The sequence below is a fragment of the Lentzea sp. CC55 genome (assembly GCF_021056325.1).
In the GTDB taxonomy this organism is placed as follows: Bacteria; Actinomycetota; Actinomycetes; order Mycobacteriales; family Pseudonocardiaceae; genus Lentzea; species Lentzea jiangxiensis.
Genome location: NZ_JAJCXE010000011.1, coordinates 153,694 through 166,138, shown reverse-complemented (window position 1 = coordinate 166,138; position 12,445 = coordinate 153,694). Strand labels below are relative to the sequence as shown.

15 protein-coding genes are annotated in these 12,445 nt (G+C 69.6%); 9 read left to right on the top strand and 6 right to left on the bottom strand.

Going from position 1 to position 12,445, the window contains the following annotated elements; genetic code table 11:
- The first annotated feature begins 344 nt into the window (after window positions 1–344).
- From L6E10_RS07930 to L6E10_RS07920, 3 genes are all read left to right on the top strand, one after another.
- Window positions 345–659 carry a hypothetical protein gene (locus tag L6E10_RS07930; protein WP_236218265.1) on the top strand — a complete coding sequence of 105 codons (315 nt, stop codon included), beginning with the start codon at window positions 345–347 and terminating at the stop codon, window positions 657–659.
- A gap of 154 nt (window positions 660–813) precedes the next feature.
- Complete coding sequence (locus tag L6E10_RS07925; RefSeq protein ID WP_236218264.1) at window positions 814–1,287, top strand: carbonic anhydrase; 474 nt, start codon at window positions 814–816, stop codon at window positions 1,285–1,287.
- A 9-nt stretch (window positions 1,288–1,296) separates the two neighbouring features.
- A complete protein-coding gene (locus L6E10_RS07920) occupies window positions 1,297–2,646 on the top strand; it encodes a SulP family inorganic anion transporter (protein ID WP_236218262.1) in 1,350 nt (449 codons plus the stop codon).
- Between the two features lie 257 nt (window positions 2,647–2,903).
- Here the strand turns inward: L6E10_RS07920 and L6E10_RS07915 are convergent, their stop codons facing one another.
- Entirely contained in the window at window positions 2,904–3,125 is a 222-nt protein-coding gene (locus L6E10_RS07915; RefSeq protein WP_236218260.1) for a hypothetical protein, read from the bottom strand.
- A 217-nt stretch (window positions 3,126–3,342) separates the two neighbouring features.
- Here L6E10_RS07915 and L6E10_RS07910 point away from each other — a divergent pair, with 217 nt between their 5' ends.
- Entirely contained in the window at window positions 3,343–4,167 is an 825-nt protein-coding gene (locus tag L6E10_RS07910) for a DNA/RNA non-specific endonuclease (protein WP_236218258.1), read from the top strand.
- Here L6E10_RS07910 and L6E10_RS07905 read toward each other — a convergent pair.
- Entirely contained in the window at window positions 4,157–4,867 is a 711-nt protein-coding gene (locus tag L6E10_RS07905; protein ID WP_236218256.1) for a leucine-rich repeat domain-containing protein, read from the bottom strand. The genes L6E10_RS07910 and L6E10_RS07905 overlap by 11 nt on opposite strands.
- A gap of 15 nt (window positions 4,868–4,882) precedes the next feature.
- Window positions 4,883–6,814 (bottom strand): helicase-associated domain-containing protein, encoded by a 1,932-nt coding sequence (locus L6E10_RS07900; RefSeq protein WP_236218254.1) that lies wholly within the window; start codon window positions 6,812–6,814, stop codon window positions 4,883–4,885.
- A 76-nt stretch (window positions 6,815–6,890) separates the two neighbouring features.
- On the opposite strand from L6E10_RS07900, the gene L6E10_RS07895 reads away from it, so the two are divergent.
- Complete coding sequence (locus L6E10_RS07895; RefSeq protein WP_236218252.1) at window positions 6,891–7,538, top strand: DUF2461 domain-containing protein; 648 nt, start codon at window positions 6,891–6,893, stop codon at window positions 7,536–7,538.
- Here the strand turns inward: L6E10_RS07895 and L6E10_RS07890 are convergent.
- The gene (locus L6E10_RS07890; protein ID WP_236218251.1) at window positions 7,486–7,830 is read right to left on the bottom strand and encodes a VanZ family protein; all 345 of its coding nucleotides are present in this window, start codon (window positions 7,828–7,830) and stop codon (window positions 7,486–7,488) included. The genes L6E10_RS07895 and L6E10_RS07890 overlap by 53 nt on opposite strands.
- Window positions 7,831–7,894: 64 nt before the next feature.
- Between L6E10_RS07890 and pyk the strand changes: the two genes are divergently transcribed.
- The 3 genes from pyk (at window position 7,895) to L6E10_RS07875 (ending at window position 10,934) form a co-directional block, all read left to right on the top strand.
- Window positions 7,895–9,319, top strand: coding sequence for a pyruvate kinase (gene pyk, locus L6E10_RS07885; RefSeq protein WP_236218249.1), 1,425 nt, complete (start codon window positions 7,895–7,897; stop codon window positions 9,317–9,319).
- A gap of 104 nt (window positions 9,320–9,423) precedes the next feature.
- Window positions 9,424–10,335, top strand: a complete 912-nt coding sequence (gene tesB, locus L6E10_RS07880; protein WP_236218247.1) for an acyl-CoA thioesterase II — start codon at window positions 9,424–9,426, stop codon at window positions 10,333–10,335.
- Window positions 10,336–10,394: 59 nt separating this feature from the next.
- Window positions 10,395–10,934, top strand: coding sequence for a Uma2 family endonuclease (locus L6E10_RS07875; protein ID WP_236218245.1), 540 nt, complete (start codon window positions 10,395–10,397; stop codon window positions 10,932–10,934).
- Here the strand turns inward: L6E10_RS07875 and L6E10_RS07870 are convergent.
- Entirely contained in the window at window positions 10,931–11,437 is a 507-nt protein-coding gene (locus L6E10_RS07870; protein WP_236218243.1) for an Lrp/AsnC family transcriptional regulator, read from the bottom strand. The genes L6E10_RS07875 and L6E10_RS07870 overlap by 4 nt on opposite strands.
- 60 nt (window positions 11,438–11,497) lie before the next feature.
- Between L6E10_RS07870 and L6E10_RS07865 the strand changes: the two genes are divergently transcribed.
- The gene (locus L6E10_RS07865) at window positions 11,498–12,091 is read left to right on the top strand and encodes a LysE family translocator (protein ID WP_236218241.1); all 594 of its coding nucleotides are present in this window, start codon (window positions 11,498–11,500) and stop codon (window positions 12,089–12,091) included.
- On the opposite strand, the gene L6E10_RS07860 is transcribed toward L6E10_RS07865, so the two are convergent.
- Entirely contained in the window at window positions 12,074–12,376 is a 303-nt protein-coding gene (locus L6E10_RS07860; protein ID WP_236218239.1) for a DUF2218 domain-containing protein, read from the bottom strand. The two genes, L6E10_RS07865 and L6E10_RS07860, sit on opposite strands and share 18 nt — an antisense overlap.
- Window positions 12,377–12,445: the final 69 nt, after the last annotated feature.

Here is a 12,445-nt window from a genome sequence, read left to right as displayed (position 1 = left end):
CAATTGGCACAACTCCAACGCGGGAGAGCTGCGCTCCGCATAGCCGCGGGGCCGTCGGCGTGGCTCTGCCGCCCGGGCAGTCGCCGCGACCGCCGCCGTCGCTTCGCGGTCCGCACTCGTTGTGCGGGTGCTGTACCTTGGTGCATTCGCGCAGGAAATGAACGTCAAGTGAAGTCGCAGTTCAGCGACCGGTATCGCTCCGTGTTGTTCCACCCTGTGAAACCTGAAGATACTTTCGGGTGAATTTGGTGCCTGAAACGGTGGCACATGTCATGTGTTAACCATCCCGTCATCCGCTCGGGTAAAACTGGTGGAGGGAAATCAACTCGGTCGGGGGTGTGAGCATGCGCAGCGTTCTTCTTGCTGTCGTCGTCGCCCTGTGCGCCGTGCTGACCCCGGCCATCTCCACGGCCTCGATCGGCGCGCCACCGCCGAAGTCCAAGACCTCCGCGCCGAAGGAGGAAGCGCCCCGCGAGGAACGGGAGCCGAGCCGGCTGAGGCTGCCGGTGGCGTCCGCGGACCGCACGTCCAAGGAGGTCACACCGTCTTCCACGGCGGTTTTCGCACCCCGGACGGCACCCGGAGCCGTTCCGGTGACGGAGGCGGAACCGATAGCCGTCTGGCGCACACCTCCCGCACTGCAGGTGTTCCGGAACTGATCGGTCCCCACCACCCGATCAAACCGAACACTTTCTCCAGCAGTGAGGGATTCCCGTGGACTTCCATCGCTTTGTTCAGCATGCCCGCGCACACGCCGCATCGCGTTCCCGCGCACTCGGCCGGGAGCTCGCCGCGGGGCAGCGACCCAGCACGATGTTCATCACGTGCGCCGACTCGCGCATCGTGACCGCCGCGATCACCGGAGCCGAACCGGGTTCTCTGTTCGAGCTCCGCACCGCGGGCAACGTCATTCCCCCGTATTCGCTGACCGCGCCGACCAGCGAAATGGCGACGATCGAGTTCGCCGTGGTGCAGCTCGGCGTCAGCGAGATCGTCGTGTGCGGCCACTCCCACTGCGGCGCGGTGGGCGCGCTCACCGGCGGTGGCATCGACCACCTGCCCGCGATGCGCGGCTGGCTGCGCCCGAAGGCCCCGCGCACGCCGTCCGACCCGGCGATGCACGCGGAAGGGCAGGACCACGTCCGCGCCCAGCTCGAGGTGCTGCGGGCGTACCCGTTCGTGGCCGAGAAGGTCGCCACGGGCTCGCTGCGCGTGCACGGCTGGTTCTACGACATCGAGACCGCCGAGGTCTCCGCGTGCGACGAGCACGCCTTCCTTCCGCTGTAGGGGCCGGCCGTGATCAAGAAGCACTGGCCCGACCTCGGGGCCTCGATCGTCGTTTTCCTGGTGGCGCTACCGCTGTGCGTGGGCGTGGCGGTCGCCTCCGGGGTGCCGGCCGAACTGGGCATCGTGACCGGCGTGGTCGGCGGCATCGTCGTCGGCCTCCTGCCGGGCAGCACGATGCAGGTGAGCGGACCGGCTGCCGGACTGACGGTGCTGGTGGCGGACGCCGTCTCCAGGCACGGGATCCAGGCACTGGGCGTGATCGTCCTGGGCGCCGGACTGCTGCAGGTGGTCCTGGGCCTGGCCCGCTGCGGGAGGTGGTTCCGCGCGATCTCCCCGTCGGTCGTCCACGGCATGCTCGCGGGCATCGGCCTGGTTCTGGTCATCGGCCAGCTGAAGCCGATCGTGGCGTCCCCGATCGCCCTCGCCCTGGGCCTGCTGACCGTGGTCATCATGCTGCTGTGGCAACGCACCCCGATGCGCGTCGTACCGGGCGTGCTGGTCGGCGTGGTCGTCTGCACGGCCCTGGCGGCGCTGTTCGCCTCCGACGTCGACAAGATCGTGGTGGGCACCCTCTCCGCGGACGTGCACCTGCCGGACTTCTCGCTGCTGGACACGGGGGTGATCGGCACGGCGGTCGTCTTCGCCCTGGTGGCGTCGGCGGAAAGCATGTTCAGCGCCGCCGCCGTCGACCGCATGCACAACGGCCCGCGCACCCGGTACAACAAGGAACTCGTCGCCCAGGGCGTCGGCAACACGATCTGCGGCCTCCTCGGCGCCCTGCCGATGACGGCGGTGATCGTGCGCAGCTCGGCGAACGTCGCCGCCGGCGCCCGCACCAAGGCCTCGCGAGTGCTGCACGGCGTGTGGCTGCTGCTGTTCGTGGTGCTGCTGCCGGGCCTGCTCACCCTGATCCCGGTGGCGGTGCTGGCGGCCGTCCTCGTGCACGCCGGCTGGAAGCTGCTGGGCCTCAAGGAGCTGGTCCGCCTGTGGCGCACGGACAGGGCGGAAGGCGCGGTCCTCGTGCTGACCGCCGGCCTGATCGTGGCCACGGACCTGCTGACCGGAACCCTCGCCGGCCTGCTGGCGGCGATCGTGAAGACGGCCTGGGACGTGTCCCGGCTCTCCGTGGTCGAGACACCCGAGGGCTTGGCGCTCAGGGGCAACGCGACGTTCCTGCGGCTGCCCCGGCTGCTGGACGTGCTGGACGGCGTGGACCGCGAGCACGTGCGCATGGACCTGAGCGGGGTGCGACACCTCGACCAGGCCTGCGGCCAGGCGATCGAGCAGTGGGTGGACGAGTCGCGGCGGGCGGGCAGGACCGTCGAGCTGGTCGGCAGGGGTGAGCCGGTTCGCAGATAGGGACGAGCGCGCCCGGTCAGGGTGAGCCTGCCCGCAGACAGGGGCGAGCGCGCCCGGACAGGGGTCAGCCTGCTCAGCTGTGAGGCGGGCAGGGCCAGCCCGCCCAGATGTCAGGCGGGCAGGCAGGCTCTCGCGGGGGTCCCCTTCGGAATGGGGTCCCCCGCGACCCAACGTACTCAACGGGTCTGACAATTCCGGCGCGAAGCCGAAGGCGAGCCCTCAGCCAGAACCCGCAGGGCGAAGCCGAAGGCGAGCCGTCACACCGCGAAGAACAGGGCGAAGCCGAAGGCGAGCCACCATGCCGCCAATCGCGACGGCGAAGCCGAGCCCGTCCGGACCATGCGGCTCTGACCAGCGGTGATGACGCAACCACGACGGCGATCGGGGGTTGATTTCGGGTGCGAGATGCCACCGTTGCCCGGATCGGCCGAGCCTTCCTGCTCGGCCGGTCCGGCATCTCGCAAGGGCCCCGAAGTCAAGCCCCGATCGCAATCGTCGCGAAGCGGCGATGACTCAACCACGCGCGATACAGGACCCAAGGCGACCACCGCGCAAAGGCGACGTCACTGCAGAAGGCGACCGCCCCCGACGAACCACAGCCGAACTCCCGGCGAACACTAGGCCGTTCGGGTGCACCCAGCTAACGCCGGCGTGAAAAGTGTCGACCCACCAGGTGAACCAGTAGGGGGCGACACCATGACCACCACAGCCGTGAAAATCGGTTTCGACACGCAGTTCCTCGGCACCGAGGCAGGCCTCCCGGTCCTGACCGAGCAAGGTGCCGCCGACGCCGTGGAGCTGGGCGGCGAGACCACCATCGACTACACCCACTTCTCGCTGGCGATGAGCAAGTCGCGCAGGTTCGCGAGCTGGGTCGCGTGGAACATCGACGGCGCCGAGATGAAGGCGCTGAGCCGCAACAACATCCCGTTCGTCAAGGACCCGCGGATCCCCGCCGAGTTCCAGACCGGGGACGAGCTCTACCGCGACAACCGGCTCGACCGCGGGCACCTGGCCCGCCGCGCCGACCTCTGCTGGGGGCCGAAGGCGGAGGCGCAGAGGGCGAACAAGGACTCGTTCTTCTTCACGAACATCACGCCGCAGATGGACGACTTCAACCAGAGCACGAAGGAAGGGCTCTGGGGGCGGCTGGAGGACGCGGTGCTGGCCGACGTCGACGTGGACAACCTTCGGGTCAGCGTCTACGGCGGGCCGGTGTTCAACGTCGACGACCGGATCTTCCGGGGTGTCGCGATCCCGCGCGAGTTCTACAAGGCCATCGCGTTCGTGGTGGACGGGGAGCTGCGCTGCAGCGCGTTCCTGCTCACCCAGAACATCGTCCTCGCCGAGGCGCTCGACCTCGACGAGTTCCGCGTGTTCCAGGTGTCGCTGACGGAGCTGGAGAAGCGCACCAGCTTCACCTTCCCGGCCTCGTTGCACGCCGCGGACACGGCCTCGGTCCAGCTGCTCGACGCGGAGGAGCGCAAGCCGCTCGACAGCCTCGCCGACATCAGGTGGTGACGCGCACGCCGGGCAGTTCCTGACGCAGCTCCTCCAGCCGGGCCGGTGACTCCGGCTGGTGCACGACGAGGTGTTCCAACGCGGGCAGGGCGCGCAGTTCGGCGGTGATCGGCACGCCGAACACCTCCAGCGCGGTGATGGTCGGCCACCGCTCCAGGCCCGCCAGCGGGTAGGGCGGGCGGTGGTCGATCGCCAGCTCGCGCAGCGCGGGCAACGGCGGCAGCGCGGCCAGGCCGTCGTCCGTGGCCGGGTCGCGGAGCCGCAGGCGCCGCACCAGGCCGCCGTGGAGCGACGCCAGGTCGACGCGGCTGAAGTGCAGGTGCGGCTCGTCGATGTCCTTCACCGGGGTCAGGTCGATGCGGCCGAGCGGGCGGCAGCGGCTCAGGTGCAGCTCCTCCAACGACCGCGAGCCCGCCAGCGGCGAGAGGTCGCGCATGACCTCGTTCTGCCACAACTCCAAGCGGTGCAGCGACGGCATGGCGCCCAGCGGGTCGAGCGGGTTGATGTTGCCGATGCACCGCACGCGCCGCAGCTTCGCCAGGTGCATGATGAACTGGATGCGGTGCCAGCCGCGGACGTCGACCCGGCGGTCGCCGAAATCCACTTTGGACAGCACGGTCCTGGCGCACTTCTCCGCGTCCGGGGTGTTGCGCCACGCCCGCAGCAGCTCGTCGATGACCATCGCGCGGTCCACGGCCACGACTTCCCCAGCTGTTCATCCCAGCCGGTCGGCGGGCAGCGCGACCCTGCGGACGTGGCCGATCGTGAACTCCCTGCTCGTGCCGTCCTCGCACTCCGCGCTCAGCACGCCCTCGAGGTGCTTGGTGGGGACCACCACGTACGTCTCCGTCCTGCGCGGCCCGCTGGCGTGCCCGATCTCGACGCGGCTGCCGTCGACCAGCGCCGACGCGAGGAGCAGCACCTCCTCGTCGCGCAGGAAGACGTTCTGGTCCCGCAGCGTCCTGGCGGCGTCGGCGCGCGGCGTCCCCCGGCCCACGGACGGCCTTTCCTGCTCCACCAGGCGGACCGCGAGCTGGGCCAGTTCCAGGTCGTCCACCTCGTCGCGCCACCACCGGTCCGGCCGGCGCTCGCCCCGTGCGGGTGCCCGCAGCCGCTCCACGTGCTCCACGATGGACTGGTCACCACCGTCCACGCCGGTCGGCGCGTACCCGGACCGGCGCAGGGCCGTCAGCGTCTCCGCCATCGGCCGGTCCGACGCCAGCACCGTCGGCGCCAGGAACCGCAGCTTCAGCGACGCCAGCCGCTTCGACCTCGCGATCTCCTGCAGCAGAACGGGATCGGTGCCGCGCACGCAGCTCGCCACGTTCGTCACCGTCAGGTGCCCGTGCTTGCGCGCGATGTCGCGCACGTGGAAGTCGATCACCTGCGGCAACGCGGCCTCCGACACGGCGGCCAGCTCGGCGAGCACCTCGTCCGCGGACAACCCGGAGTCGAGCGCGCGCCGCACCGAGCCCGCCGACAGCCGCCACACCCGCGCCGCGTCGTTGTCCTCCAGGTCGGCCACCAGGTTCAGCGTCGCGCTGAGCGCGGGCGACGGCAGCCCGTTCACCACCGCGGTCATGTCCGTCTGGAACGCGGCCTTCTCCGTCGCCGGCGGCATGAGGGCGGCCGCGGCGGCCCCGACGTCACCGTCGTGCACCACCGCGGCGCCCAGCGGCGTGAGCGCGCCGCCCGCGACCAGCCCCAGCGCCTCCATCTCGCCGATCACCGCCGCGGTCGCCCGCGGGTCGTGCACCGCCGGCCGTTCCCAGGCCAGCTCCGCGACCAGCTCGCCGACGTCGGTGAAGGCCTCGTCGGCCGAGAACCGCTCCAGCGCGCTGCGCCGCAGCAGGAGCCCGTGGGCGCCGGTGTAGTCGCGCAACGCCGCCCGTGCCTGGTCCGGAGCCGGTCGCCAGTCCATCCGCCGCCACGCGCCGACCAGCGCGGCGAGCCGCGGGCCGGGCTGCGAGTCGAGCCACGCGTCGCCCTGCCTGGTCGGCAGCAGCCGGGAGCGGTCCACCCCGAGCAGCTGCGCCTCGACCGCGAGCTCCAGCCACAACCGCAGCACGCCGTCCGCGACCCGCAACACCCGTGCGGCCCGCCGGATCTCCACGGTCGCCACGCCGCCGGTGTAGCGGGCGTCGAACGCGTCCTGCTCGCAGTGCGCGAGAAGCCGCGCGACGCCGTCCACTGTGGACATGGCGGGGACGACCGGCGAGATGGCGGACGCCCTGCGCCTGCCGGGCGTCTTCGGTCGTAACGTGAGCTGGCCGCGCACCGCACCCGTGGCGCGCACCGAGTTGACCGCGATGAGCCGCGGTCCCTCCGGCCACGCGAGCGCCCGCTTCTCGAGCTCGTCCAGCGCCCGTTCGAAGTCGCCGGTCGAGCACCCCAGCTCGGTGCAGACGGTGTCGACGGTCCCGGTGCCGCCCTGCGCCACGATCGTGCCCAGGACGTCGAGCGCGCCCTGGTCCAGCGTGTCCTCGGCGGCGTGCACCGAGTCCGAGTCGGTGAGCTGCGTCGCCAGGTCCTTCATCGTCCGGATGAACCGGTCCGCCACGTCGCGGCGGTGCAGGAGGATCGAGGTCACCTCGTCGGGACCGAGTCGGAGGAGCCAGGTCGCGAGCGCGTTGATACGGCGAGGCATTCGTCGGATTATGGTCGCGGTTGTGCGCCCTCAAACGAATTTTCACGCACATGGGCGATCGGCCTAGGCTGACTCGGTGACGTTCAGCGGTTTCGGCGAGTACGCCATCGACTTCTTCGACGGTCTGGTCCTGGACAACTCGAAGGCGTACTGGGACGACAACAAGGAGACCTACCTGCGCGACGTTCGCGCCCCGATGGAGGCGTTGCTGCTCGCGCTGGAGAAGGAGTTCGGCGAGGGCAAGGTGTTCCGCCCGTACCGCGACGTGCGGTTCGCGAAGGACAAGACGCCCTACAAGGACCACTGCGGCGGTGTGATCGAGAAAGGCCGTGGTGGCGGCGCGTACTACGTGCAGCTCAGCCCCGAGGGCCTGATGACCGGCGGCGGCTCGTTCCACATGCAGTCCGACCAGCTGGCCCGCTACCGCGCCTCGGTCGACGCGCACGGCGTCCTGCTGCGCAAGATCGTGGACAAGCTCCTCAAGCAGGGCTGGGCGCTCGCGGGTGACGTGATGAAGACGAAGCCGCGCGGGTTCGCCGACGACCACCCGCACCTCGACCTGCTCAAGCACCGGTCGATCTACGTGCGCAAGGTGTGGGAGCCGGACGACGTGCTGCACGAGCCGGAGTGCCTCGACCGCGTGCGCAAGTCGTGGAGGCAGCTCAAGGACTTCAACGCGTGGTGCGAGGACCACGTCGGCGTGAGCGAACAGCCGCGGCGATAGCCCAGCCCAGGCCGATGCCGAGCACGTCCACCAGCGCGTCCACCACGTCGCCGCTGCGGTGCAGCGGCGTGATCACCTGCTGGAGCACCTCCGAAACACCCGCGTAAAAGACGAGCGCCAGCAGGATGCGAGGGATTTTCGCGTACAGGCCGGTGAACGCCAAAAGTGCGAACAGCACCGTGTGGACCACCTTGTCCGTGCCGGGCGGCGAGCTGGGCACACCTGACTCCGGGGTGAACAACACGACGACGCTGAGCAACGCCGCGGTCACAAAAGGCAGTACTCGACCCATTCCGGAAACATTACCGATGGGTAGTTCGGGATCGGTCCAGGAACCAGGACTACTCTCTCTAGACGTGAGTCGACGCGCAAAGATCGTCTGTACCCTCGGTCCCGCCACCGGCACGCCGGACAAGGTTCGCGACCTGGTAGCGGCCGGTATGGACGTGGCCAGGATGAACTTCAGCCACGGCAGCCATGCCGACCACAAGCAGGTCTACGACATGGTCCGCGCCGCAGCCGACGAGTCCGGCCGCGCCGTGGGCATCCTCGCCGACCTCCAGGGCCCCAAGATCCGCCTCGGCCGTTTCGCCGCGGGTCCGGTCGACTGGAACACCGGCGACGTCGTCCGCGTCACCGTCGAGGACGTCGAGGGCACGCACGACCGCGTGTCGACGACGTACAAGGAGCTCGCGAAGGACGCCAAGGTCGGCGACCGCCTGCTCGTCGACGACGGCAAGGTCGGCCTCGTGGTCATCGACGTCGAGGGTTCCGACGTCGTGTGCGAGGTCACCGAGGGCGGACCCGTCAGCAACAACAAGGGCCTCTCGCTGCCCGGCATGGACGTCTCCGTGCCGGCGCTGTCGGAGAAGGACATCGAGGACCTCGAGTTCGCGCTCTCGCTCGGCGTGGACTTCATCGCACTGTCGTTCGTCCGCTCGCCCGCCGACATCGACCTGGTCCACCAGGTCATGGACCGCTCGGGCAGCAAGCGCCTCCCCGTGATCGCGAAGATCGAGAAGCCGGAGGCCGTGGACAACCTCGAGGCCATCGTGCTCGCCTTCGACGGCGTCATGGTCGCCCGCGGTGACCTGGGTGTCGAGCTGCCGCTCGAGCACGTCCCGCTGGTGCAGAAGCGCGCGATCCAGATCGCCCGCGAGAACGCCAAGCCGGTCATCGTCGCGACCCAGATGCTCGACTCGATGATCACGAACTCCCGCCCGACCCGCGCCGAGACGTCCGACGTCGCGAACGCGGTGCTCGACGGCGCGGACGCCCTCATGCTGTCCGGCGAGACCTCGGTCGGCCGCTACGCCATCGAGTCCGTGCAGACCATGGGCCGCATCATCGAGGCCGTCGAGACCGAGTCGGTCGTCGTGCCGCCGCTGACGCACGTCCCGCGCACCAAGCGCGGCGTGATCTCGTACGCGGCCCGCGACATCGGCGAGCGCCTCAACGCCAAGGCCCTGGTCGCGTTCACGCAGTCCGGCGACACGGTCCGCCGCCTGGCCCGCCTGCACACGCACCTGCCGCTGCTGGCGTTCACGCCGGAGCCCTCGGTCCGCTCGCAGCTGTCGCTGACGTGGGGCACCGAGACGTTCCTGGTCCCGAAGGTGGAGTCCACCGACGAGATGGTGCGCCAGGTCGACGTCGCCATGATCGAGATCGGCCGCTACCAGGCCGGTGACCTCATGGTCGTCGTCGCGGGCTCGCCCCCCGGCACCATCGGGTCGACGAACCTCATCCGCGTGCACCGCCTCGGCGAGGACGACCACGCGTAAGTGGCTGGGCTCTCAGCCCGATACGTCGTGCCACCCGGCCCCGTCCCCTCATACTGGTCGTGAGGGCGCGGGGCCGATGCCGTGCCGCTAGGAGAGTTTCTGCCGTGACTGAGGCCGCCCGTGCCGCTGCCGAGAGCCCGTCGGGCCTGACCGGACAATCCGCAGTGGACGACCTGGTCGCGTTGCTCGACCTGGAACGCATCGAGGAGAACATCTTCCGCGGCGTCTCACCCGCCGAGTCGCCGGTGCGCGTCTTCGGCGGCCAGGTGGCGGGCCAGGCCCTGGTGGCCGCCGGCCGCACCGTCCCGGTCGAACGCCGGGTGCACTCGCTGCACTCGTACTTCATCCGGCCCGGCGACCCGCGCGTGCCGATCGTCTACGAGGTGGACCGCATCCGCGACGGCCGCTCGTTCACCACCCGCCGCGTCGTCGCCGTGCAGCACGGCAAGGCGATCTTCTCGCTGTCCGCGTCCTTCCAGGTGGAGGAGCAGGGCGTCGAGCACACCTCGGACATGCCGCCGGTGCCGGACCCCGAGTCCCTGCCGACGTGGAGCGAGTCCGCCAAGAGCTACCCGCTGGTCAACCTGAAGTTCCCGCGCCCCATCGACGTCCGCTACGTGACCGAGCCGCCGTGGGAGTCGCGTGAGGACGGTCCGGGCGAGGCCGCGTCACAGGTGTGGATGAAGGCCGACGGCAAGCTGCCGGACGACCCGATGCTGCAGCTCTGCGTGATGACGTACGCGTCGGACATGACGCTGCTGGACGGAGTTCTGGCCCGGCACGGCGTCTATTGGGGCCTGGACAAGGTCCTCGGGGCTTCTCTGGACCACGCGATGTGGTTCCACCGGCCGTTCCGCGCCGACGAGTGGTTGTTGTACGACACGACTTCGCCCACCGCTTCCGGGAACCGCGGGCTGGCGACCGGGCGGTTCTTCACCCGGGACGGGGCCCTGGTGGCGACCGTGGTGCAGGAGGGGCTGATCCGGGTGATCAAGGCTTCCGGCGACGGTGTGTGAGTTCGTTCGCATGTTCGAGCCACCTGGATGAGTGATCAACGGTTCGGTGTGGCTCGCCGATGGCTGCACTCGTGGACTTGAACGAGTGGGACGCGACGCCAGAAGACAAGGACCTTGAGCTCGTAGACGGTGTCTTGCACCTGGCGGCTGCTCCGACACCTCGGGAGCAAAAGGCCAGGAGCCGGCTGGCTTACTGGCTCGACGAGCAACTTCCGGACGACCTCGTCGCCTTTCACAACGTCGACGTGGTGATCGACAGCTCGAACCGGCCGACCGTGCGCAAGCCTGATGTCGTCGTGGTGACCGCGGAAGCTGCGGACCGCAACCCGAAGCGCTTCACCGCGGAGGACGTGGTTCTCGCGGTGGAGATCGTGTCCCCTGGTTCGGAACGCGTCGATCGCGTCACCAAGCCCATGCAGTACGCCAAGGCGGGGATCGCGCACTACTGGCTGGTGGAGCTCGGAGACCCGATCAGCCTGACCGCGTTCGAACTCGTGGACGGCATCTACAAGCTCGTGGAGGACGGCGTGGGTGAGGTGCGGCTGAGCCGGCCTGCCCCGCTCGCGTTCGACCTCGACGCGCTGACCCGCCGCCGCTAAGCCTTCCGGCGGCGGTGCGTGGGCCGCAGGTTCGAAGGCGGCGTCAGAGCGCGGGTCTCCACCCGTTCCAGCACCACCGACGAGGTGAGGTTCCGCACCTCGGTCCGCGACGCGATCTTGTCCATCAGGAACGCCTGCAGGTGCGTGGAGTCCGCGACCGCGATGTGGATCAGGAAGTCGGCCTGCCCGGAGACGTGGAAGATCGACCGCGTCTCCGGCTGGGCCATCACGAACGCCCGGAACCCGGCCACCACGACCCGCGTGTGCGGCCGCACGTTCACCGAGATCACGGCCTCCAGCGGCAGCCCGGTCGTCGCCGGGTCGACGACGGCGTGGCTGCCCGTGATCACGCCGAGGTCGCGCAGCCGCCGCACGCGCTGCAGGCACGACGACGGCGCCAGCCCGACGATCTCCGCCAGCGTCCTGTTCGGCAGGGTGGCGTCGTTCTGCAACTCCTCCAGGATGTGCCAGTCGACCGAATCGAGTTCGGCTTGTTCGCGCATAACCGAACATCGTACTGACTTGCTGGAACAGGCACGAACGATGCGCAGACGATCTGCGCCATGCACATCGCGTGGACGTCGTTCCTGCTGGCGCTCGTGGTCATCACGGTCGTGCCCGGCCCCGACTTCGTACTGGTCATGGGGAACGCGGTGCGGAGTCTGCGTCAGGGGATCGAGGCGGCGCTCGGGGTGCTCACCGGGCTGCTGGTCCACGCGACGCTCGCGACGGTCGGGTTGTCCGCTCTCGTGGCGGCGGCGCCGACGGCGTTGTTCGTCGTCAAGGCGATCGGCGCGGCCTACCTGGTCCACATGGGCTTCATGACCTTCCGGAGCGCCGGCAAGCCCGTCGGGGAACAGCCGCGGCAGCGGAACGTCTTCCTGCGCGGCATGTTGTGCGACCTGTTGAACCCCAAGGTGATGCTCACGTTCCTGAGCCTCATCCCGCAGGCGATGGACCCGAAGGCCGCACCTCTGCCGCAGGCGGCGCTCCTCAGCGCGGTCACGGTGGGCGTGTTCGCGGTGTTCTGGGTTCTCGTGGTGCCCTCGGCGCGTCAGCTGGGCCGGCTGCTGAGCAAGCCGAGGACGCGTGCCGTGTTCGAGCGGGTTTGTGGGACCGCTCTCATCGGGTTGGCGGCGTCAGTTCTCGCTACCTGAGTCCCACGTGACGGAAAGCTCGTCGCGGGTCCCGAACCGGACCAGGTGCCGTTCGACGACGTCGCGCAGCCGGGCCGCGTCCTCCTCCGACGACGAGACCACGCGCATGATCAGCGCGTCGGTCGAAGCCTCGAACTCCGCCACGCCGACCGAGAAGCGCACGAACCCGCGTCCGTCCTCCCAGGACCCTTCGAGGTCCTTGTGCGTGAAGTGCTTCACCAGCTGCGATCCGTACCTGGAAGCACGGTCGGTCGCCGAGCGTCCCACGCTCGTGAATTCCGTCATGAAGCCAACTTACGCCTAGCACTACGTACCGGCACGTGACGCGGTTCACCTGGCGAAACGAAGGCTGAG

What these genes read in the sequence shown, in the direction of transcription:
- L6E10_RS07930 (WP_236218265.1), top strand. Translation starts at nt 345, where the DNA reads ATGCGCAGCGTTCTTCTTGCTGTCGTCGTCGCCCTGTGCGCCGTGCTG.
- L6E10_RS07925 (WP_236218264.1), top strand. Translation starts at nt 814, where the DNA reads ATGTTCATCACGTGCGCCGACTCGCGCATCGTGACCGCCGCGATCACC.
- L6E10_RS07910 (WP_236218258.1), top strand. Translation starts at nt 3,343, where the DNA reads ATGACCACCACAGCCGTGAAAATCGGTTTCGACACGCAGTTCCTCGGC.
- L6E10_RS07900 (WP_236218254.1), bottom strand. Translation starts at nt 6,814, where the DNA reads ATGCCTCGCCGTATCAACGCGCTCGCGACCTGGCTCCTCCGACTCGGT.
- L6E10_RS07890 (WP_236218251.1), bottom strand. Translation starts at nt 7,830, where the DNA reads ATGGGTCGAGTACTGCCTTTTGTGACCGCGGCGTTGCTCAGCGTCGTC.
- L6E10_RS07875 (WP_236218245.1), top strand. Translation starts at nt 10,395, where the DNA reads ATGGCTGCACTCGTGGACTTGAACGAGTGGGACGCGACGCCAGAAGAC.
- L6E10_RS07870 (WP_236218243.1), bottom strand. Translation starts at nt 11,437, where the DNA reads ATGCGCGAACAAGCCGAACTCGATTCGGTCGACTGGCACATCCTGGAG.
- L6E10_RS07865 (WP_236218241.1), top strand. Translation starts at nt 11,498, where the DNA reads ATGCACATCGCGTGGACGTCGTTCCTGCTGGCGCTCGTGGTCATCACG.
- L6E10_RS07860 (WP_236218239.1), bottom strand. Translation starts at nt 12,376, where the DNA reads ATGACGGAATTCACGAGCGTGGGACGCTCGGCGACCGACCGTGCTTCC.